Annotated in this window: 21 protein-coding genes; 12 read left to right on the top strand and 9 right to left on the bottom strand. The window is 71.8% G+C overall.

Annotated features, from left to right (window positions below; genetic code table 11):
* Positions 1-58: 58 nt before the first annotated feature.
* Positions 59-688 (bottom strand): tRNA (guanosine(46)-N7)-methyltransferase TrmB, encoded by a 630-nt coding sequence (gene trmB, locus OG992_RS10385; protein ID WP_266305187.1) that lies wholly within the window; start codon positions 686-688, stop codon positions 59-61.
* Positions 689-905: 217 nt separating this feature from the next.
* On the opposite strand from trmB, the gene OG992_RS10380 reads away from it, so the two are divergent.
* Together OG992_RS10380 and OG992_RS10375 are read left to right on the top strand one after the other, a co-directional pair.
* A complete protein-coding gene (locus OG992_RS10380) occupies positions 906-1484 on the top strand; it encodes a hypothetical protein (protein WP_266305186.1) in 579 nt (192 codons plus the stop codon).
* 257 nt (positions 1485-1741) lie between these two features.
* Complete coding sequence (locus tag OG992_RS10375; RefSeq protein ID WP_266303079.1) at positions 1742-2407, top strand: class F sortase; 666 nt, start codon at positions 1742-1744, stop codon at positions 2405-2407.
* A gap of 411 nt (positions 2408-2818) precedes the next feature.
* Here OG992_RS10375 and OG992_RS10370 read toward each other — a convergent pair whose 3' ends face one another.
* The 3 genes from OG992_RS10370 to OG992_RS10360 form a co-directional block, all read right to left on the bottom strand.
* Entirely contained in the window at positions 2819-3136 is a 318-nt protein-coding gene (locus OG992_RS10370; RefSeq protein WP_210781367.1) for an antibiotic biosynthesis monooxygenase, read from the bottom strand.
* An 80-nt stretch (positions 3137-3216) separates the two neighbouring features.
* Positions 3217-4014 carry an exodeoxyribonuclease III gene (locus tag OG992_RS10365; RefSeq protein WP_238682886.1) on the bottom strand — a complete coding sequence of 266 codons (798 nt, stop codon included), beginning with the start codon at positions 4012-4014 and terminating at the stop codon, positions 3217-3219.
* Positions 4015-4051: 37 nt separating this feature from the next.
* On the bottom strand, positions 4052-4972 hold the full coding sequence (locus OG992_RS10360) for a proteasome assembly chaperone family protein (RefSeq protein ID WP_091401570.1): 921 nt from the start codon (positions 4970-4972) through the stop codon (positions 4052-4054).
* 421 nt (positions 4973-5393) lie between these two features.
* Here OG992_RS10360 and OG992_RS10355 point away from each other — a divergent pair, with 421 nt between their 5' ends.
* The 3 genes from OG992_RS10355 (at position 5394) to OG992_RS10345 (ending at position 7315) form a co-directional block, all read left to right on the top strand.
* Positions 5394-6257, top strand: a complete 864-nt coding sequence (locus tag OG992_RS10355) for a peptidase M23 (protein WP_266303078.1) — start codon at positions 5394-5396, stop codon at positions 6255-6257.
* Positions 6258-6363: 106 nt separating this feature from the next.
* Positions 6364-6510 (top strand): hypothetical protein, encoded by a 147-nt coding sequence (locus OG992_RS10350; RefSeq protein ID WP_167457721.1) that lies wholly within the window; start codon positions 6364-6366, stop codon positions 6508-6510.
* 49 nt (positions 6511-6559) lie between these two features.
* On the top strand, positions 6560-7315 hold the full coding sequence (locus tag OG992_RS10345) for an EcsC family protein (protein WP_238682888.1): 756 nt from the start codon (positions 6560-6562) through the stop codon (positions 7313-7315).
* Between the two features lie 16 nt (positions 7316-7331).
* Here the strand turns inward: OG992_RS10345 and OG992_RS10340 are convergent, their stop codons facing one another.
* Positions 7332-8183 (bottom strand): GDSL-type esterase/lipase family protein, encoded by an 852-nt coding sequence (locus tag OG992_RS10340; RefSeq protein ID WP_266303077.1) that lies wholly within the window; start codon positions 8181-8183, stop codon positions 7332-7334.
* Between the two features lie 122 nt (positions 8184-8305).
* Positions 8306-8899, bottom strand: coding sequence for an antibiotic biosynthesis monooxygenase (locus tag OG992_RS10335; RefSeq protein ID WP_266303076.1), 594 nt, complete (start codon positions 8897-8899; stop codon positions 8306-8308).
* Between the two features lie 123 nt (positions 8900-9022).
* Here OG992_RS10335 and OG992_RS10330 point away from each other — a divergent pair, with 123 nt between their 5' ends.
* From OG992_RS10330 to OG992_RS10310, 5 genes are read left to right on the top strand one after another with little or no spacing between them, the layout of a single operon-like run.
* A complete protein-coding gene (locus OG992_RS10330; RefSeq protein WP_091401582.1) occupies positions 9023-9286 on the top strand; it encodes a DUF6343 family protein in 264 nt (87 codons plus the stop codon).
* Between the two features lie 12 nt (positions 9287-9298).
* Positions 9299-10714, top strand: a complete 1416-nt coding sequence (locus OG992_RS10325) for an NADP-dependent succinic semialdehyde dehydrogenase (RefSeq protein ID WP_266303075.1) — start codon at positions 9299-9301, stop codon at positions 10712-10714.
* A gap of 52 nt (positions 10715-10766) precedes the next feature.
* The gene (locus OG992_RS10320; protein WP_266303074.1) at positions 10767-11732 is read left to right on the top strand and encodes a TIGR03885 family FMN-dependent LLM class oxidoreductase; all 966 of its coding nucleotides are present in this window, start codon (positions 10767-10769) and stop codon (positions 11730-11732) included.
* Positions 11733-11763: 31 nt separating this feature from the next.
* Positions 11764-13335 (top strand): Na+/H+ antiporter, encoded by a 1572-nt coding sequence (locus OG992_RS10315; protein ID WP_238682893.1) that lies wholly within the window; start codon positions 11764-11766, stop codon positions 13333-13335.
* Positions 13332-13589, top strand: coding sequence for a UBP-type zinc finger domain-containing protein (locus tag OG992_RS10310; protein ID WP_238682894.1), 258 nt, complete (start codon positions 13332-13334; stop codon positions 13587-13589). The genes OG992_RS10315 and OG992_RS10310 overlap by 4 nt, the downstream gene beginning before the upstream one ends.
* 133 nt (positions 13590-13722) lie before the next feature.
* Here OG992_RS10310 and OG992_RS10305 read toward each other — a convergent pair whose 3' ends face one another.
* Together OG992_RS10305 and OG992_RS10300 are read right to left on the bottom strand one after the other, a co-directional pair.
* Positions 13723-14973, bottom strand: a complete 1251-nt coding sequence (locus tag OG992_RS10305; protein ID WP_266303073.1) for an HNH endonuclease signature motif containing protein — start codon at positions 14971-14973, stop codon at positions 13723-13725.
* A 233-nt stretch (positions 14974-15206) separates the two neighbouring features.
* Positions 15207-16121 (bottom strand): hypothetical protein, encoded by a 915-nt coding sequence (locus tag OG992_RS10300; protein WP_266303072.1) that lies wholly within the window; start codon positions 16119-16121, stop codon positions 15207-15209.
* A 209-nt stretch (positions 16122-16330) separates the two neighbouring features.
* On the opposite strand from OG992_RS10300, the gene OG992_RS10295 reads away from it, so the two are divergent.
* Positions 16331-16987, top strand: coding sequence for an HAD family hydrolase (locus OG992_RS10295; RefSeq protein WP_266303071.1), 657 nt, complete (start codon positions 16331-16333; stop codon positions 16985-16987).
* 65 nt (positions 16988-17052) lie between these two features.
* On the opposite strand, the gene OG992_RS10290 is transcribed toward OG992_RS10295, so the two are convergent.
* Complete coding sequence (locus tag OG992_RS10290) at positions 17053-19662, bottom strand: glycoside hydrolase family 9 protein (protein ID WP_266303070.1); 2610 nt, start codon at positions 19660-19662, stop codon at positions 17053-17055.
* A 273-nt stretch (positions 19663-19935) separates the two neighbouring features.
* Between OG992_RS10290 and OG992_RS10285 the strand changes: the two genes are divergently transcribed.
* Entirely contained in the window at positions 19936-20661 is a 726-nt protein-coding gene (locus OG992_RS10285) for a PP2C family serine/threonine-protein phosphatase (RefSeq protein ID WP_238682898.1), read from the top strand.
* Positions 20662-20663: the final 2 nt, after the last annotated feature.

Below are 20663 nucleotides of genomic sequence, written 5' to 3'. Positions count from 1 at the left end.
GACCCCCGTCCGGGCATCCCGAACGCCCCGCCGCGTTCCGGTTCGGGCGTTTCGTCGGTCACCGTCGGCGGTACAACAGGTCCGCGACCGGCCGACCGGCCGTGATCGCCCGACGCTCGAACTTCGTCACCGGCCGGTGCGCCGGTCTCGGCGCGAAGCCGCCGTACGTGTCCACCAGCTCCGGGTCGGCCTCCAGCGTCTCCCGCATCGCCTCGGCGTACTCGGCCCAGTCGGTAGCGCAGTGCAGCACGCCGCCGGGGCGCAGCCGGGACCGCAGCAGCGCCACGTGCGTCGGCTGGATGATCCGCCGCTTGTGGTGGCGGGACTTCGGCCACGGATCCGGGAAGTAGACGTGCACGGCGTCCAACACGCCCTCGGGCAAGCCTTTGACCAGGGACAACGCGTCGCCCTCCGCCACCCGTACGTTGCGCAGGCCCTCGCGCTCCACCAGGTGGAGCAGGTTCGCGATTCCCGGCGTGTGCACCTCGACCGCCAGATAATCTCGATCCGGGTCGGCGGCAGCCATCGCAGCGGTGCTGTCGCCCATGCCCGAGCCGATCTCCAGCACCACTGGCGCCCGGCGACCGAACAGGTCGGCCAGGTCGACGGGCACGACAGGTCCGTCCGGCACGTCCAGGCCGTACGTGGGCCAGAGCCGGCTCAGCGCGTCGGTCTGCCGGTCGCTCATCCGACCCCGGCGGGGGTGGAACGTGCGGATCGTCCGGCTCGCGGGCGGGACGGCGGGGTCATGGTCGGTGGCGGTCACAGCGACCCGAGCGTACGCGACGCCGCCGGCGGATCGGATGTGATGTGCGACCGGAAATGAGAGGATCCAACTGGTACGGCAGGTCGGGTGCTCCACCGCCCGACCCGGCCGCACGGCGTCGAGAGGGGGCATCGTGGCAATGACCCGCGGCGTCGTGACCCTGTCGCTGGTGACCGTGCTGGCCGGCCCCCTGCTGGCCACCACACCCGCCCTCGCGGCGCCCGAGCGGGCTGTCGCCGTCGCGCCGGCACCGCAGCCCGGAGGGCCGCCCGGCGGAGCGCCTCAACCGACGCCGGCGGTGGACATCTTCGTCGAGGTGAGCCCCAGCACGGTGCAGCCCGGCTACCTGGTCGGCATCCGGGCCAGTTGTCGGGACAACTCGGTGGGCGCCACGGTGGTCTCCGACGCCTTCGGGGCGGTCGGCGTGCAGCCGCAGCGCGGGGTGCTCACCGCCGCGCCGATGGTCCGCGAGCGCACCCGCCCCGGCAACTACCGGGTCAAGCTGGAGTGCCGCGACGGCGAGACCGCCTCGACGATGCTCCAGGTGGTCAAGAAGATCCCCAACCAGCCGAGTCGAGGTCCGGCGACCGGGTTCGGTGGGAGCAGCGGCGGGATCACCGGCAAGCTGCTGCTGCCCGGCGGCGCGGCACTGATCATCAGCGGGCTGATCCTCGCCGTGATGGCGATTCGTCGTCCCCGAGCCGCCACGCGCCGCTGAGGCCCGCCATGACGATCTTCCGCCCCACGCCGCCGCCGGCCGGTTCACGCCCGCCGACGCCCGGTTCACGCCCGCCGACGCCCGGTCGTCCCGCCTCGCCGCCGGACGCTGCCCGCCAGCCGTTCGCCGGCCGTCCCGCCTTGCCGCCCGATGACGTTCGGCTGCCGGTGGACGACGGTTGGCCGGGCTCCGACCGTCCGTCAGGTCCCGAACGCTCGTCGCGTTCCCAGCGCCCGCCGGATCCCGACCGCCCCTCGGTGGCAGCGCGTCCGGCGACCGCCGTCGCCCCCCGGCGTAGTCGTCCCGCTGGCCGCAGCCCCTGGTCCGTACCGTTGGCAGTGGTGTTGGTGTTGGCCGGGGTCTTCGCCACCGGGGCGGGGCTGGGCCGTTCGGTGGGCCCGTTCGACCTGGCCCCGACCGGCGGTGACCGACCGGCCCGCAGTGAGTCGGTCGGGTTGTCGGCCAGTCGCCCGGTGCGCCTCTCCGTGCCGGCGATCAAGGTGACCGCGCCGGTGGCGCCCGTCGGGCAGGCGCGCGACGGCTCGATCGCCGTACCGCCGCTGGAACGGCACAACGAGACCGGCTGGTACGACCGGGGGCCCACCCCCGGTGAGCCTGGCCCGGCGGTGATCGTCGGGCACGTGGACACGAAGACCGGCCCTTCGGTCTTCTACGACCTGGGCAAGCTGCACCCCGGCGACCTGATCGAGGTGGCGCGGGCGGACGAGTCGGTGGTGGTGTTCCGGGTCGACACCGTGGAGCACTTCCCGAAGGACCAGTTGCCCGCCGAGCGGATCTACGGCAACGACGGGCCACCCGGGCTGCGGTTGATCACCTGCGGTGGGCAGTTCATCGGGGGCCGCACCGGCTACGCCGACAACGTCATCGCCTTCGCCACCCTCCAGTCCTCCCGCAAGCCCTGAGATCGACCCCGTCTCGGGCGTCAGGGGGTGCCTGGAGTGCCGCGGTCGCAACGACTGTCCGCAGCTTGACTGGGCTGTCGAGCTGACCGCGGAAATCGTCTCAGTCATTTTCCAGAAGCGGTGACTGTCAAGCCGCCAGGGCAGGCCCGCCCTGGCGGGCACCCCACTGCGTCACCGGGTTCGGTCAAGGTCGTGCTCGAACAAGGATGTAGTGGCCTCGCGGTGGAGAGGAGGGGACTAGATCCAGGATCGAGCGCGATCAAGGCGCCGGGTGCCGCTCGATACCCGCTTCGACGCGCCCGAACCCGTCGTTGCATGGCCAAGATCCGCGTACTTCCGGGGAAACTGCTGCCTGGCGACGTGTCGAGGCGGGGAAATTCGTCCGGGTTTGAGAGGCGGCCGCGAGGCATGCTAGGGCTGGGGGACGTGCAGCGCCACCTCGAACTCCAGCAGGCTGGCGCCGGTGGAGACCGGAGGGCGGGGTTTGTCGCCGGGGGCGGCGGCGTGGGCGGCGCGCGACGGGCCGGCGGCCCACGCCTGGAACGCCTCTTCGCTCTCCCACTTGGTGTAGACGAAGTAGCGGGTCTCGCCGGCCACCGGGCGGAGCAGTTCGAAGCCGAGGAAGCCGGGGGAGTTCTCCACAGTGCCGGCCCGGGCGGCGAACCGCTTCTCCAACTCCGCGCCGCCGCCGGGCGGAACGTCGATTGCGTTGATCTTCACGACTGCCATCTGCCCACCCTAGCCAGCGGACGCGGCACCGGGGCGGCCGCCCGTGGCATCGGACCGGCAGTGGGAACGACCGGGTGGGCTCAGAACGTCTCCACCGCCGGGACCAGGTCCACGTCGACCACGATCGGCGCGTGGTCGGAGGGACCCTTGCCCTTGCGGGCCTCGCGGTCCACGTACGCGGAGCGGACCGCTCGGGCGAACGGCGCGGACGCGTACACCAGGTCGATTCTCATGCCCTTGTTCTGGTGGAACATGCCGGCCCGGTAGTCCCAGTAGGTGAAGGGGTGCGGACCCTTCATCGGGGTCGGGACGACGTCACTGAGGCCCAGGTCGCGCAGCGCCGCGAGGGCTGCCCGCTCGGCCGGGGTGACATGTGTGGAGTGGGTGAAGACCGCCGGGTCCCAGACGTCGGCGTCGGTCGGGGCGACGTTGAAGTCGCCGCAGACCGCCAGCGGCAAGCCGCCCGCCAGTTCGGTGTCCAGTGCGTCGCGCAGCGCCGCGAACCAGGCCAACTTGTACGCGTAGTGCGGGTCGTCCGGCGTCCGGCCGTTGGGCACGTACACCGACCAGACCCGTACCCCGTCGCAGGTGGCGGAGATGGCTCGGGCCTCGGGCTCGGGGAAGCCGGGCTCGTCGGCGAACCCGACCCGGACGTCGCCCAGCCCGACCCGGGACAGGATGGCCACCCCGTTCCACCGGCCGTCGCTGTGGCTGGCCACGGTGTAGCCCAGCGCGCCCACCTCGGTTACCGGGAAGGCGCCGTCGGGGCATTTCGTCTCCTGGAGGCAGACGACGTCCGGCCCGGTGTCGGCCAGCCACTCCAGCAGCCGGGGTAGGCGGGCCTTCACCGAGTTGACGTTCCAGGTCGCCAGGCGCATGCCCCCAGCCTGCCGTATCCGCCGCCGCGACGCCCGGTCAGCTGCCCGGGGTGTCGCCGGGACGGGTCTGTTCGGCCAGGAACCGTTCCAGTTCGGCGCCGAGTTCGTCGGCCGTGGGCAGCGGGCCGGCATCCGGGGCGAGCAGGCTCTTCTCGCCCCGACCTCGGGCGAACGCGTCGTACTGCTCCTCCAGGGCCTGGACCAGGGCCGCGGCGTCCTCGGTCTGCGCGACCTGCCGGTCGATCTCCACCCGGACCACCTCGGCGGCCGAGCGCAGCCCGTCGCCGGGCAGCAGCAGTCCGGTGCTGCGCGACACCGAGGTGAGCAGCACCTCGGCCGCCGCCGGGTATTCGGTCTGGGCCACGTAGTGCGGCACGTGGGCGGCGAAGCCCAGCGCGTCGCGGCCCTGCTCGCCGAGACGGAACTCCAGGAGGTGACCGACGCTGCCGGGCACCTGGACGCGTTGCAACCAGGGCTCGTAGCCGGCGATCAGCTCGGGGCGGGTGGCGTGCGCTGTCACCCCGGTCGGCCGGGTGTGGGGGACCGCCATCGGGATCGAGTTGAGCCCCACTGTGAGCCGGACGTCCAGCCGGGCGGCGAGCCCGGCGACGGCGGCCACGAAACGCTCCCACTGCAGGTCCGGTTCGGGGCCGGTGAGCAGCAGGAACGGGGTCTCGTCGTCGTCCTGCAGGAGGTGCAGCTCCAGCTTGGGCGCGTCGACGCTCTCCCAGTGGTCCTCGACGAAGGTCATCACCGGTCGTCGCGATCGGTAGTCGAAGAGCTGGTCGACGTCGAACGTGGCGATCGGCCGACCCTCCAGCGAGGTGAGTAGCTGCTCACGCGCCAGTCGGCTGGCGTTTCCGGCGTCCACGAACCCGGTGAGGGCCTGGATGAGAACCGGCTGCCCGAGGTCGGGCAGATCGTCGGTGAGCTGGTAGAGCTCGTGTGGGTCGAGCACCGGTGCGGACCTCCCTGAAATGTGCCTGCGGGGCGCCGTCGCGACGGAGGGCACCCGTTCGGGCAACGTACCCGCCATCCTGGTGCATTCCTGCGCCGGGCGATCCGTTGGCCGGAGGACGGGCGTGACCGGACTAATCGTCTGTTTGCGCCGCCAGGCCGAGCCCCTGTGGCCGATCGGCCGAGGGGCCGTTCGGCCCAAAGGCCGAGTTTGTCGATCATGTCAGGCTCGGAGGTCGGATGTCCGGCCCTGTCCCGGGCCGTGCCGGCCCGCGTGCCCCGCCAGCTTCATCCGGTACGCGAGGTTCGTTCCCCGGGCGGGTCGACCCGCCCGGGTCGTCCACCAGTACGGGGCGAATCTGTGTCGAGCACCACGTGATCACCGTGCGTGATCGGGGTTTCCACCTGCCTAGCCTCGGTTGATGCGTGACGACGGCACCCTCGACGACCCGTACGCCCCGAGCAGGCCCACTGCCGATACGGAGGATGGCACCTCAACCGAACGGACAACCACCGCGAGCCGGCTCCGGGCGTACGCCCGGGACCTGACCGGTCGACGCCGGGCACAGCTGGCGCTGGCCACCGGTGTGGTGTGCTGCCTCGGTCTGACCGCCGTCGTCCAGGTTCGCAACGAGGACGCCGACGCCGCGACCCGGAGTGGATCGCTCTCCAGCTCCGAGTTGGCGCAGCGCGCCGAGCAGCAGCGCGCCTCCCGTTCCCTCGACCGCACGGCTGCCCCGAGCACCTCCGCCTCCGCCGCCCAGTCCGCCGCGGCGAGCCCCGCCGATCCGGACACCAGCCCGCCGGCCCGCAAGGTCGCCCCGGCTCGCCCAACCGACCCGGCGCCCGTCGCCGGGCTGGACGACGACCAGATGGAGAACGCCGAGGCGATCGTCCGTACCGGCCGCAAAATGGGTGTGCCGCGTCGGGGTCTGGTGATCGCGGTGGCCACCGCCATGCAGGAGAGCAACCTCTACAACGTGGCCAGCGGTGTGCTGCCCGAGTCGCAGGACTATCCGCACCAGGGCGTCGGCTGGGACCACGACTCGGTCGGGTTGTTCCAACAGCGTTCCAGCAGCGGCTGGGGCCCGGTGGGGCGGCTGATGGACCCCGAGTTCGCCACCCGGCAGTTCCTCAGCGCGCTGGAGCAGGTGCCCGGCTGGCAGCGGATGCGGCTCACCGACGCCGCCCAGGCGGTGCAGGTCTCCGCGTACCCCGAGCACTACCAGCAGCACGAGTGGCGGGCCACCCGGGTCGTTGACGCCATCGTGCCGGCGGGGCGGTAACCTACCGCCCACTATGGACGGTCAGGGTTGAGGCTGTCGCATCCCGGGTACATCTGTTGCGGGTTCGGGGTACACATGAGTACGGAACCATCGACAGGAGGACGCCATGTCACTGATGCAGCGGATCACCACGTTCCTGAGATCGCCGAAGGGCCAGCAGCTGGTCGAGCGAGGTCGTCGAGAGATGGCCAAGCCGGGCAACCAGCAGAAGCTGAAGGGGTTGGCGGCTCGGCTGTCCAACCGCCGGCGCTGACCGCTCCATCGGCCGCCCTGTCCACCGTTTCCACCCCTGGGGAGACCTGGTGACCGACACTCCGCCCGTCGGCGGTCAGCCCGCCGCCCCTACTCCGCAGCCGTCCGCCGACCTGCCGGCCGGGCCGGTGGACGCCCCCGAGGGTCCGCCGGCCCGGCTCTGGGACCGGATGCGTGACGACCCGCAGTACGCGCCGGAGCACCTTGCCCTGGAGGCGGTGCGCCGCCTCGGGCCGGAAGCCGTGCAGTGGGCCGCCCGTGCCCGGGCCGAGCAGCCCGGGGTTTCCACCGACGTCCTGGCCGACCAGGCGGCCCGCAAGTTCGTCAACCTGGCTCGACTGTCCGGCGCGGTCTCCGGCGCGGCCGGGCTGCCCGGCGCCGTGATCGACGTGGGCGTGCTGGCCTGGACCCAGGCGCGGATGGTGCTGCACATCGCCGCCGCGTACGACGTCGACCCCCTGCACAATGACCGGGCCACCGACCTGCTGGTGCTTCAGCGGGTGCACAAGGTCGCCGAGAGCGCCCGGCTGGCGCTCGGCGTGGCCGCCGGGCGGGAACGCGCCGACGCGCTCTTCGGCCTGGGCGGCCAGCGTCCGCTCGGTCGGGTCATGCTGCAACTCGGCATCCGGCTGGCCCAGATGGCCGGCGTCCGGGCCGCGAAGCGGATGGTCGCCAAGATCGTCCCCGGTGCGGCCATCGTGCTCGGCACCTGGGCCAACTCGTCGGCCACAAAGGACCTCGCCCAGCGATCCCGGGCCCTCTATGGCTCCCGCGGCAACGCCGTCCCGGAGCCGCGTCGTCCCTGAGGGCCGGTCGAAGCCGTCAGTTGGCCAGGCCGGAGGAGCGCCACGTCACCTCGGCGATGCGGCCCTGGCCGGTGGCGTTGGGGTGGAACCAGTCCAGCGGGTTGAGCAGGTCCAGGGTGAACCGGACCTTGTGCAACGCGCCGCCGTCGTGCCGGCACCGTGATCCGTACGCCCGGCAGGCCGCCTTCAACTCGGCGTTGTACGCGTCGATCCGGTCCCGGACGGCGGCCCGGCGCGCCCGGTCGGCGGGTGCGGTCGAGGTCGCCTCGGCCAGCAGGGCCGGGCAGATGCCCCGCCGCCACGCGCGGGTCGCCCGGGCGTCGTCGTGCCCGACCTCCCAGAGCCGGTACAGGTCGGGGATGCTCACCACCAGCACCCGTGCCTTCGGCCGGCCGGTCCGCAGGACCCGCAGCCCCCGGTCGACGTCGGCCCGGAACCGCGCCACCGGCGTCATCGCGTCCACCCCGCCCCGACAGGCGTCGTTGGCGCCGATCAGCACCGTGACGTAGTCGACGCGGTCGCGTACCGCCGCCTCGGCCTGACCGGCGAGGGCGTCCGCGCGGGCACCGGGACGGGCATGGTTGTACGTCCGGTCGCGGATCGCCGGGTTCTGTTCGAGCAGCCGCCGGTAGTGGCTCTGCACCCGCAGCCCGTCCCCGGTCGACCAGGAGTTGCGTTCGCAGGAGGTGAGCACCAGGCAGGAGGCGAAGCCGGTGCTGATCGAGTCGCCGAGGGCGGCGATGCCGCCGGGCCCGCTCGACGGCCTGGCGCTCGTGGTGGGGCGGGGTTCCGCGGAGTTGCCGCCCTCGCAGGCCAGTGCGACGAGCGCCGCGAGACAGGCCAGTGCGGCGACCCAGCGTCGAGGCATGACGTCTCTCCCGTTCCCGCAGCACAGAGCGACAGCGCGGTAACTCTATGCGCAGGATGTGGTGGGTCGGGAAGTTGCTGTCGGGTATGCGGCAGAGCGCCGACGCGGAAGCCGTCGGGGTGCTATGCGTCCCGCCACGGTGCCCGCTGACCGTGCAGCCACCAGTGCAACACCCGGGTGATCCGGGGCAGCACCAGATAGGTCATCAGCGGGGTCAGGCAGAGCGTCATCAGCAGCACCCGGGCCGCCAGCGGCACCGCGTCGAGGAAGCGGCTCGTCAGCAGGGTGGCGGTCAGGCTCAGGGGGAAGAACGCCAGCCAGATGGTCACCGCCTGCTTCCAGCGGGGCGGCGAGGCGGGCGGGGCCGGCTCCACCGGGTCCACCGAGTGCTCCAGCGGCGGATCGAACCAGCCCTCGATCCCGGTGCGCCGCTCGACCCGGGTGTGCTCGACGATGCCCTGCGCCGAACTGAGCCACCAGTGCCGCTGCGGCGACTCTTCCCACCGGCGCAGCGTCTCGGCGTCGGCGAAGCGGTAGAGCATGTGCCACTCCGGCGAACCGGGGCCGCTCTGCACCCAGCCGGCGCCGAGAAATCCGGGGAACGCCTCGGCCAGCGCGGTGCCGGCCCGCATCCAGGCCACCATCTCGCTGGCCCGGCCGGGATCGACGCGGCGGGCGATGGAGACGGTCACCGGTACGGCGAGGGTCATTGACATGCGCCCATCCTGCGGTCGACGAGGCCGCGGCGCGAACGGATGTGCCGGAGCACACCGGCGGGGGGCGGGTGCACAGGCGCGCAGTACCGGTTAATCCGGCCGATCGGGGGTAGATCGGTGGGTATGACGAGATCGCAGCCCCGGCGCGCCCGTGGCACGGTCGGCCACGCGAACAGCGCGTTGAACCTTCGGCTCACCCTCGCCAGCTTCGGGCTGGTGATCATGGTGCTCTTCGCGGTGCTGGCGTTCTGGGCCGGCATCGCCTGGCTCGGCGTACTCTGCGCGATCTTCGCCGTGGTCGCCGTGGTCGACCTGGTCGTGATCCAGCGCCGCCGCGCCGCTCGCCGCCGCGAGGAGCCGGGCGTACGACACTCGTTGTTCGAGTGACAGGAGGACGGAATGCCGCACATCGCCACCACCAACCCCGCCACCGGACAGGTGCTCAAGACCTATGAGGCGATGTCCACCGAGCAACTCGACGACGCCATCGAACGCACCGACCTCGCGTTCCACCAGCTGCGGGCGACGACCGTCGGCCAGCGCGCCCAGTGGATGAACGCCGCGGCCGACCTGCTGGACGCCGAGCGCGACGAGATCGCCCGGATCATGACCACGGAGATGGGCAAGACGTACGTCGCGGCGCAGGCCGAGGTGACCAAGTGCGCCTCCGCCGCCCGCTTCTACGCCGACAAGGCCCCCGCGTTCCTCGCCGACGAGCCCGCCGACGCCGACGCCGTGAAGGCCATCCGGGCGTTCATCCGCTACCAGCCGATCGGCGTGGTGCTCGCGGTCATGCCGTGGAACTTCCCGCTCTGGCAGGTGATGCGCTTCGCCGCCCCGGCGCTGATGGCCGGCAACACCGGCCTGCTCAAGCACGCCTCGAACGTGCCGCAGACCGCGCTGCTGCTGGAGGACGTGTTCCGACGAGCAGGCTTCCCCGAGGGGGCCTTCACCACGGTGCTGGTCGACTCGGAGGCCGTCGACCACATCCTCAGCGACCCCCGGGTACGCGCCGCGACGCTCACCGGCAGCGAACCCGCCGGCCGGTCCATCGCGCAGATCGCCGGGCGGGAGCTGAAGAAGACCGTCCTCGAACTCGGTGGCAGTGACCCCTTCGTGGTGATGCCCTCGGCCGACGTGGACCGGGCCGCCGAGGTGGCCACCACCGCCCGCTGCCAGAACAACGGCCAGTCCTGCATCGCGGCGAAGCGGTTCATCGTGCACACCGACGTGTTCGACGCCTTCGCCGAGAAGTTCGCCGCCAACATGGCCGCGCTGCGCGTCGGCGACCCGATGGACCCGAACACCGACGTCGGGCCGCTGGCCAGCGAGCGTGGCCGCGACGAGGTGCACGCCCAGGTCCGCGACGCGGTCGACAACGGCGCGACAGTGCTCTGCGGCGGCGAGCCGCCGAGCGGCGACGGCTGGTTCTACCCGCCGACAGTGGTCACCGACCTCACCCCGCGGATGCGGATGTGGTCCGAGGAGGTCTTCGGCCCGGTCGCCGGCCTGTTCCGGGTCTCGTCGTACGAGGAGGCAATCGAGGTCGCCAACGGCACCAGCTTCGGGCTCGGCTCGAACGCCTGGACGCGGGACCCGGCCGAGCAGGAGCGCTTCGCCACCGACCTGGACGCCGGCAACGTCTTCATCAACGGGATGACCACCTCGTACCCGGAGTTGCCGTTCGGGGGTGTGAAGAACTCCGGGTACGGGCGGGAGTTGTCGGCGCTGGGCATGCGGGAGTTCTGCAACACCAAGACGGTCTGGGTGGGCGAGGGCGCCGCCTCGGCCGGCGCTGGCGCGCACGCGGAGTAGTTCGGGGCGCGGCACGCGTCAGCCGGTGCCGTCGTGGGTAGGAGGTGTGCCCATGACGTCGTTCGGTTTTCACGCCTCGCATGAGCAGATCGGTCCACGCGCCCTCCTGGAGGCGGTGATCCACGCCGAGCGGGCCGGCTTCGACGCCGCCATGTGCTCCGACCACTTCTCCCCGTGGAGCGCCCGGCAGGGCGAGTCCGGCTTCGCCTGGTCCTGGCTGGGCTCGGCGTTGCAGGCCACCGGCATGCCGTTCGGCGTCGTCAACGCGCCCGGTCAGCGGTACCACCCGGCGATCATCGCGCAGGCGATCGGCACCCTGGGCGCGATGTACCCGGGCCGGTTCTGGGCGGCCCTGGGCACCGGCGAGGCCAGCAACGAGCACATCACCGGCGACCCGTGGCCTCGCAAGGACGTGCGCGCCGCCCGGCTGCGCGAGTGCGTGGACGTGATCCGGGCACTGCTGGCCGGCGAGGAGGTCAGCCACGACGGCCTGGTCCGGGTGGATCGGGCCCGGCTGTGGACCCGCCCCGAGCAGCCGCCCGCGCTGGTCGGGGCCGCCGTCAGTGTGGCCACCGCCCGCTGGTGCGCCGAATGGGCGGACGGGCTGATCACCGTGAACGCCCCGGTGGCGCACCTGCGCGAGATGATCGACGCGTACCGGGACGCGGGCGGACGTGGGCCGCTGCACCTCCAGGTGCACGTCTCCTGGGCGCCGGAGCAGGCCCAGGCCGAGGCGCTCGCGTACGACCAGTGGCGCAGCAACGTCTTCGCCCCGCCGGTCTGTTGGGACCTGGAGACCGTCGAACACTTCGACGTGGTCTCCGCCGACGTGCCAGCACGGCGGGTCGCCGAGGTGGTGAACGTGTCGGCGGACCTGGGTCGGCACGTCGGCTGGCTGGAGGAGTACGCGCAGCTCGGCTTCGACCAGATCGCCCTGCACCACGTCGGGCAGGAGCAGCGCGGCTTCATCGACGCGTTCGGCGCGGAGGTGCTGCCGAAGCTGCGCCCGGGCGGCTGATCGAACAGGCGTACCCCTAGGCTCGTACCCCATGGAAAGCCTGTTTCCGGTCGTCGTCTTCCTGGCGATCGCCACCCTGGGCGCCGCGTTGGCCCGCCGGCTCGGTCTGCTCGCGCCTATCGTGCTGGTCGTCCTCGGCCTGGCGCTCTCGTTCGTGCCAGGCTTCCCGCAGGTGGAACTCGACCCGGAGTTGGTGCTGGTCGGCATCCTGCCGCCGCTGCTCTACGTGGCCGCGCTGGAGACCTCGGTGCCGGCGTTCAAGAACAACATCCGGCCGATCCTGCTGCTCGCGGTCGGCCTGGTGTTGTTCACCGCGTTCGTGGTCGGGTTGGTGCTGCACCTGCTGTTGCCGCAGCTGCCGTTCGCGATCTGCCTCGCCCTCGGCGCGGTGGTCGCCCCGCCGGATGCCGTGGCCGCCACGGCCGTCGCCCGTCGGGTCGGGCTGCCCCGCCGGGTCGTCACCATCCTGGAGGGCGAGAGCCTGGTCAACGACGCTACCGCGCTCGTGCTGCTACGGGTCGCGACGATGGCCACCGTCGGCTCGGCCGTCGGCGCCGACAAGATCGCCATCGAGGTATTGCGGTCCACCGGCGGCGGCATCCTGATCGGGGCGCTCGGGGCGCTGGTGTTCGGCTTCCTGCACCGGCGGATCACCGACCCGCTGCTGGACAACGCGCTGTCGCTGATCATTCCGTTCGCTGTGGTGTTCACCGCCGAACACCTGCACGCCTCCGGTGTGGTCGCCGTGGTCGTCACCGGCCTGGTGCTCGGGCACAAGCTGCCCCAGCTGCTGTCGGCGGCGTCCCGGTTGCAGATCGGCGCGTTCTGGCGGCTGGTCCGTTTCCTGCTGGAGGGCCTGGTCTTCCTGTTGGTCGGGCTCCAACTGCGGGAGGTGCTGCGCGATCTCGACGAGCCGATCGGCTCGCTCATCCTGATCACCTTCGCGGTGCTCGCCACCGTCTTCCTGACCCGCTTCGTCTGGCTCTTCCCGGCCACCTACCTGGCCCGGTTGGTCCCCCGGGTCCGCCGCCGTGACGAGCGGCCGTCACCGAAGTTCCCGATCATCATCGGCTGGGCGGGCATGCGAGGCGTGGTGACCCTGGCCGCCGCGCTGGCCCTGCCGCTGACCCTGGCCGGCGACGAGCCGTACCCCAGGGCGTTGTTGATCTGGCTGGCCTTCGCCGTGATCGTTTTCACCCTGGTCGGCCAGGGCGCCACCCTGCCGCTGGTCGCCCGCCGGTTGAAGCTGCCGCAGGACGACCCGGTGCAGGACGCGCTCTCCGCGGCCGCCGTGCAGCAGCAGGCCAGCAAGGCCGCACAGGACCGCCTCGACGAGTTGGCAGACAGCGCACCGGATGCGGTGGTGGACCGGCTGCGCCGAGCGGTGGAAGACCGCACCAACATGGCGTGGGAACGACTCGGCGGCGACGAGCGGGAGACCCCGTCGCAGGCGTACGGTCGGCTGCGGCAGGAGATGATCGACGCCGAGCGGGACGTGTTCCGGGCGGCCCGGGACTCCGGTCGGATCCCTGAGGAAGTGCTGGTGCGGGCCTACCGTGACCTGGACCTGGAAGAGTCGTTGCTGCGAGAGGTTGAGAAGTGAGCTGTCAGCACCTGACCGAGGCCGGTGCCGCCGAGCCGCGTACCCCCGACGAGTGCGCGGACTGCGTCGCCACCGGCGACACCTACTGGGTGCACCTGCGCACCTGTCTGAGCTGCGGGCAGGTCGGCTGCTGTGACTCGTCGCCGAACCAGCACGCGAGCAAGCACTTCGCGTCCACCGGCCACCCGGTGATCCGCTCGGCGCAGCCGGGCGAGGCCTGGCGCTGGTGCTTCGTCGACGAGGAGATCGGCTGATCGTTGGCCGACGTCGGGTCGCCGCACCGTTCGGTGAGCGGTAGCAGCACGTGGGGCCGTGGCGCGACGTAAGCGGCGGCTCAGCCAGAGGGGGTGGCCAACCGATCGCGCCGCCGTCGGTCGCTCGCTCTGGTCACGTCCGTCGGTGGTACTGGTTGCGGCGGGGGAGCTGTTCGGGGTCTAGCCAGGCCGGCGGAATGAACTCGGGGTGGCCGTCACCGCCGAGCCGGACGGTCCATTCGCCACGGTGGACGTGTCGGTGATGGTGGCCGCAGAGCAGCACGGCGTTGGTCAGGCTGGTGTCGCCGCCGTCGGCCCAGTGCCGGATGTGGTGGGCGTCGCACCAGCGCGGTGGGCGGTCGCAGCCGGGGAAGGCGCAGCCTCGGTCACGCAGCACCAGGGCGCGGCGTAGCGGGCCGGTGATGAGCCGGCGTTGTCGCCCGACGTCGAGTGGCTGGCTCGCGCCGCCAAGGACGGCGGGGAGGACGGCGGCGTCGCACGCGAGCCGGCGCACGGCCTCGGGAGTGAGATGCAGGCCGGTGTCGAGAGCGGCGGCGCCGAGCTGCCGCGCCAACCCGTCGTAGCTGGTGGTGACGACGAGTTGGGCAGGATCGCCTCCGTGCTCGGGCAACTCGCCGGTGCGTAGGGCAAGCCGACAAAGGTCGGCGAACGCGTCGTGCCGGCGTTGCCCGGGAGAACGCGGATCGTCTGGGCCGGACGGTGCGGTCAGCGGGTCGATCGCGGCGCGCAGCAGGCCGGCCGCCTCGCCGTCGAGGATGCCGGACAGCCGTAGCCGGCCGTCCCGCAGCTCCGACAGCGTGACATGACGGTCTCGGCAGGCTCGGCGGGCCTCGGCCTCCATCGCCGCCCTGGCGGCGGCATCGGCGACCTCTGGGGCGACGTGGTCGAGGATCTGGGTGCCCAGCTTGCGCAGCAGGGTCGGCTCGAACTGCCCGGCCCACTCGACCAGGACGCCCACTGCCTTCTCGGCCGCCTCGGCACCGGCGGCCGTGTGCACTGTGCTGACCGTGTCGGCGATGACCCGGACCTGCTCCACGTCGACCGCTCCGCCGGCCAGCGCGTCCCGCACACCGGCCGGGGCGGCATCGAGCGTCGCGGCCAATTCGACCAGACGGCGGGCGGCACCAACCCCGAGGCGCAACCGGTCCCGTAGCCACACGGCCGTCGAGGACGCGCCCTGCGCGGTCGCGATGCCTCGACCGTCCAACTCCCGCACGAGGGCCAGCTTGACCGCGGCCAGGCGTTGCTCGAGTCGGTGCGTGGCGTCGAGTGCCGCGACGAGGTCGTGCTCCGGAAGAGCCCACGCCGACGCGTCAACGCAGCCGGCGACTGCCGCCTCCGCCTGCGCCAACTCCTCCAACATGGAACCGACAGTAGAACAGGTGTACGACAGATTCCGGTGGTGAGCGAGGCTTGGCGGCTCAGGCTTGGCGGCTCCGGGCGACGCCGGTGGGCGGCGAGTGTGAGCGGCGAGGGTGGGCGGTGACGATAAGCGGCGAGGGTGGGCGGTGACGATGGGCGGTGACGATGGGCGGTGACGGTGGGCGGCCCGCCCGGGAGCGATAGCTGATCTTCGGAGGCGCCGGTGCGCCGGGCTCAGCGGCTGATGCCGTCGACGAGACGTTCGGTGGCGAGGCAGGAGACGAGACAGCGTTCCTTCGCGTCACCGCTCAGCCGGGCGGTCCAGTCGGTGAGGCCGCCGTCGCCGATCTCCAGGCTGCCGTCCAGGACGGTGATCCGCAGGGCACAGCCCGTGTAGTAGCCGCGACCGCGAGACCGCTCCGGTTCGTCCACGAGCGGCACCACACCTGCGCCGAGGGCCGGTCGGATGGTGTCGGCCAGCCGATCCCGGACGGCATCATCGTCGAAGGTGGTGACGTGCAGCTGCGGCGCGGCGGCCGGTGCCAGCTCGGCGAGGACGGTCCGCCAGTAGGTGAGGTGCCGGACCAGCAGCCGGGCCTGCGTGCCGCCCGAGCCGGTGTCCCGGGCGCTGGACACCAGGGCGAATAGCCGGAAGTGCGCCGACGCGTCGCCGCCGAAGTCCTGCGCCCGCAGCACCCGATGGGCGGCGGCCAGGTGCACCTCACCCTGTCGGCGGCGACGCAAGGCCGCCTCGATGGCGAGGGCGTTTGTGGGATCGCTCAGCACCTCGCTGGCGCGCATCGTGGTGACGATCCTGTTCTGGCTGACCGGTGCGATCGCCGAGCAGGCGCCGACCGGTACGACCGGCGACAGCTCCACCCCGGCGACGTCGGCGGGCAACAGTTGCCACATCCGGGCCTCCACCCGTGCGAGCACGCGCGGATCGGCGCGGGCCGGGCGGACGAAGCGGTCCTCGCGCCAGCGGCGTACCACCTCGGAGGGGCGGATGGTCGCCGCCCGGTCGCGGGCCACGCTCAACAGCAGACTGCGCAGGTCCGCGCCGGACAGCCCGGCAAGAGCGGTCCGCGTCCCCGTCGGCATCTCCGCCCACACCCGACGCTCCGCGCCGGCCAGTTCGCCGCCATCCATGGCATGACCATGGCTCACCCGGAGCGTCGGATCCACCGAGTTTGGTAGCGAGCGGTGCATCGTCTACGGCATCAGCTCGAAAGCACCACCAGGAGAACGGGTCGCCGTATCGGTCATCCGCGGTCGTCCGGCGGCAACTCGGGGCCTCACCATTGGGATGATCGGCATCTATGATCCACCGACATCACGACGGTGACGGGGGATGCGACGTGATTGAGGCGATCTTCTTCGACGTTGGTGGGACCATTCTCGACGAGTCCCACGAGTTCGCTGCCTGGGCCGACTGGCTCGGCGTGCCCCGACACACCTTCTCGGCGATCTTCGGTGCGGTGATCGCCCGGGGTCTGGACTATCAGGAGACGTTCCGGGTCTTTCGGCCCGACTTCGACCTCACCGTCGAGCTGGAGCGTCGGGCGGCTGCCGGCCAGCCGGAGTCGTTCGCCGAGGAGGATCTCTACCCGGACGCGCGGGGGTGCCTGGAGTCCTTGAAGGACCAGGGCATGTTGGTGGGCCTGGCCGGTAACCAGCCAGCTCATGCGGAGGCGACCCTGCGCGATCTCGACCTTCCGGTGGACGTGATCGGCACGTCGCACGGGTGGGGCGTGGCGAAGCCGGCACCGGCGTTCTTCGAGCGGGTCGTCGCAGCGGGCGGCGGTGTCGCGTCGTCGATCCTGTACGTCGGCGACCGGCCCGACAACGACGTGCGCCCGGCCCTGGAGGCGGGCATGAAGACGTGCCTGATCCGACGCGGTCCGTGGGGGCACATCCTCGACCCCTCCACGGTGGCCGAGCGGTGCCTGTTCCGGATCGACTCACTGGACGAACTCCCGAGCCTGGTGGCGAAGCACAACGCGGCCGGCGGTTGACCCGCCGGCCGCGCGTCGTGCGGTCCTGGTGACCGCCCCTCCCCGGGCGGGCACCAGGACGTCGGTCAGGTCAGTGAGCAGGCCGCTCCGTTGACAGTGACCAGGCCGGGGCCCGGGTTGGCGCCGCCGCCCGTCGTCGCGTTGAAACCGAACGTCACAGTGCCGCCGGGTGCGATCTTGGCGTTGTACGACTCGTTGCGCGCGGTCACCGTCGCGCCGGACTGGGCGACCTTCGCCAGCCACGCCTCGCGTACCCGCTGGTCACCGGTGAACGCGAAGCGCACGCTCCAGCCGTTGATGGCCGCGGTGCCCGTGTTCTGGATGGTCAGCTGCCCGGTGAACCCGGTGCCGCCCTGCCAGGCGCCGTAGTTGGTGTAGCGCGCCGTGCAGGTGGTGGCCGGCACCGCGCCGGCGTCACCCTGGTCGGCCAGGAACGAGGAGATCCAGGTCAGCGCCGAGTTCCAGTTGATCGCCACCTCGTTTGTCGAGTACGAGTTGATGTCGTCGACGTAGCAGAACATCGGCTCGCAACCGGCCAGCAGTTGTGCCACGAACGGGTCCTGGAGGGCCGCGTTCGGGCCACCGGCGAGGGAGCCGGCGGGCGGTCGGGGCAGGTTCGGGTCGAGCTGGTGGCCGAAGATCCGACTGTGCTGGTTCTGCGCGGCGTGCTCTCCCCACCCGGTGACGTAGGAGATGTTCAGGGCGTTGCGACCGAGGATGTAGTCCATGGCCTGTACGGCGCCGTCGCGGTAGACGGGGTTGCGGGTCAGGTCGAACGCGGTGGCCAGCACGACGGCGTTGTTGATGACGTTGCTGTTGCCGCCCCAGAAGTAGCTGTTGGCGTCACCGGGCATCGGCAGCCCGTACGCCTGCCGGCGCAGCTCGACGAGGTACGTGTCGGCGGCGGCGGTGACCGAGGCGCGGACCCGGGCCAGGTCGGCGGCGGGTAGCCCGTTCGGCACAGTGGCCAGGTCGAGGCGGCCCAGCGCGGCCACGCTCTGCCAGCCGAAGCCCCGTGCGTCGAACACGTTTCCGGTGTGGTGCGGTGAGGCGGTCAGGTCGGCCAGGTAGTTCTGCGCACCGGTGGTCAGGTACAGCTCGGCAGCCGCCCAGTAGAACTCGTCGGTGACGTTGCTGTCGTCGTACGCGCCGCCGCCGGTGCCGTCGGTCGGGCTGGCGTACACCGCCGGGTGGGCCTTGGCCGCGGCGTAGGCGGTCTTCGCGGCAGTGCCGCAGCGGGTCGCGAACGCCGCGTCGTACGGTGCGAAGAGCCGGGCGCACTGGGCGGCCGTCGCGGCCAGGTTGAGGGTGGCCGCTGTCGACGGTGGGTGCAGCTCGCGCGGCTGCGGGTCGTCCTGCGGCGAGAGGGGCAGCCCGGTCCAGTTCTGATCGTGGATCTTGTGGTGGACCATGCCGGCGAGCGGCTTGCCGGCGGGCACCTGCATGCGCAGCAGAAACTCCAGCTCCCAGCGCGCCTCGTCGAGGATGTCCGGCACCCCGTTGTCGCGCTCGGGCACCCGCAGCGTTCCGTCGGCGAGTTCCGCGCCGCCGTTGGCGGTGGCCGCCGTCCTGGTCCGCTCGAAGGTGTTCAGCAGTTGGTAGGTGGCGATGCCGCCGTTGACCACGTACTTGCCGTGGTCGCCGGCGTCGTACCAACCGCCGCGCACGTCCAGGGAGTAGTCGCAGACACCCGGCTGGCAGGGCACGTTGGTGTCGCCCTGGTTGGGGGCGACGCCGAGGTGGCCGGCGGGCCGGGCGTACTCGTCGCCGATCAGGTCACCGTCGATGGCGATGCCGCTGCGCTGGGCGTAGAAGAACTGCAACGAGTCGGAGCGCAGCTGGTCGTAGAGGGCGCCGGAGATGTCGAACGGGTGGCTCGTCTCGCCGTCCACGGTGAGCGTGAGCCCGCTGCCGGGGGTGCGGTAGCTGGAGAAGTCGACAGTCTGCACGTTCTGCCCGGAGGCGGCGTCGACACCCCGAGCGGTGGTGGTGCCACTGGCCACGACGGCGCCGGCGGCGCTGCGCAGCTGCCAGGGCAGCGCTTCGGTGGCCTCGGTGACGACAGTGGCGTTCTTCGGGCCGCCGGGAAGGTAGCCGACCTGGTTGACGCGCACCCGTGGCCCGGTGTCCGGCTCGTACGGCTCGGGCGGCTCGCCGCCGCGCAGCGAGACGTCGTCCAGGCAGATGGTCTGCGCCTGGGCGGAACCGCCGACCTGGAAGATCAGTTGGGCGCTGGGGTTGTCGTCCGGGACGGTGAAGGTCTGCTCGACCCGCTGGAGGGTGCCGGTCGCTGTGGCGTCCACTGCCGCGTACGTGGTGTACGGGGCGCTGCCGAGCTGCAACACGGCCTTGACCGCGGCGCCGGGGGTGGCGGAGACCGCGAAGCCGAGGGTGTATTCGGCGCCGGCGATCAGCGGCACGCCGTCCTGGCCGATGCCGGCGTCCCACGGGTTGGCCAGCCCGCCCGCGACTGTGGTGCAGAGCTGGCCGTCGGTGACCGCCAGCGCGCCGGTGCCGAAGGAGAACCAGGGGCTCACCCCGGCGCTGAAGTCGCCGTTGTCGATTTGTTCGGGGGCGTCCGGTGGTGGGTCGGCGTGGGCCGCGCCGGCGCCCGCGCCGGTGAGGGCCAGAGTGGTCGCCGCAGCCAACAGGAGGCGGCGTCGGGATGGCGTCACGGGGAGTCCTTCCGGGACGGAAAGTGGGACGTTGGTGGTGGCAGGGTGATGCGACGGAAGCTGGGAGCGCTCCCAGGTATCGGCTCGATGTTTCCAGTGCCGGTACGTCATGTCAATTGATCTGGTTGGATGGGTTTCCGCATCCGACAAGGGCGGTCAGCCCGAGCGGGCACCCTGACGCGCCCCCACCCGGACGTGAGATTGGCCGCGCCACGCGCCGTCGTCCTGATCTCCTAGAGACAACTGCGCCCTTCGCCTGGCAGGCTGCCTCCCATGACCCTGAAGCTGCGTTCCGTGGGAACGAGCGACCGTGGGCTGATCCGCAGCGGAAACCAGGACGCCCTGCACGCCGGCACCTGGCTCGTCGCCGTCGCCGACGGCATGGGCGGAATGGCCGCCGGCGACCTGGCCAGCGCCCTCACCATCGACGCGTTCGCCCCGCTGGACGTGGAGACACCCGAGGACGCCCTGGTGGCCGCGCTCGAAGGTGGCATCGCGCTGGCCACCTCCCGGATCCGACAGGCGGTCGCCGAGGATTCCGAGCGCCAGGGCATGGGCACCACGCTGACCGCCCTGCTCTTCGCCCGTACCGGCAGCTGCCTGGCGCTCGCGCACGTCGGCGACTCCCGGGCCTACCTGTTCCGCGAGGGCGTGCTCAAGCAGGTCACCAGGGACGACACGTTCGTCCAGATGCTGGTGGACCAGGGCGTGATCACCGCGGACCAGGCCAGCAGCCACCCGCGCCGGGCCGTGGTCACCCAGGCGTTGCAGGGCGAAGAGGTCTCACCGTCGTACGCGACAATGGTGCCCCGGGCCGGCGACCGGTGGCTGCTGTGCAGCGACGGCCTCTCCAACGTGGTCCGCCCGGACACCCTCACCGAGGTGCTCAGCGGCTATCCGGACCGGGACGCCTGCGCCGCCAAGCTGATCGACCTGGCCCTGCACGCCGGCGCGCCGGACAACGTCACAGTCGTGGTGGCCGACGTCGTCGAGGAGTAGGC

This window comes from Micromonospora sp. NBC_00362, from assembly GCF_026342155.1.
Classification (GTDB): domain Bacteria; phylum Actinomycetota; class Actinomycetes; order Mycobacteriales; family Micromonosporaceae; genus Micromonospora; species Micromonospora hortensis.
Note: the sequence above shows the minus strand (reverse complement) of the source record. Positions and strands in the feature narration are given on the sequence as shown.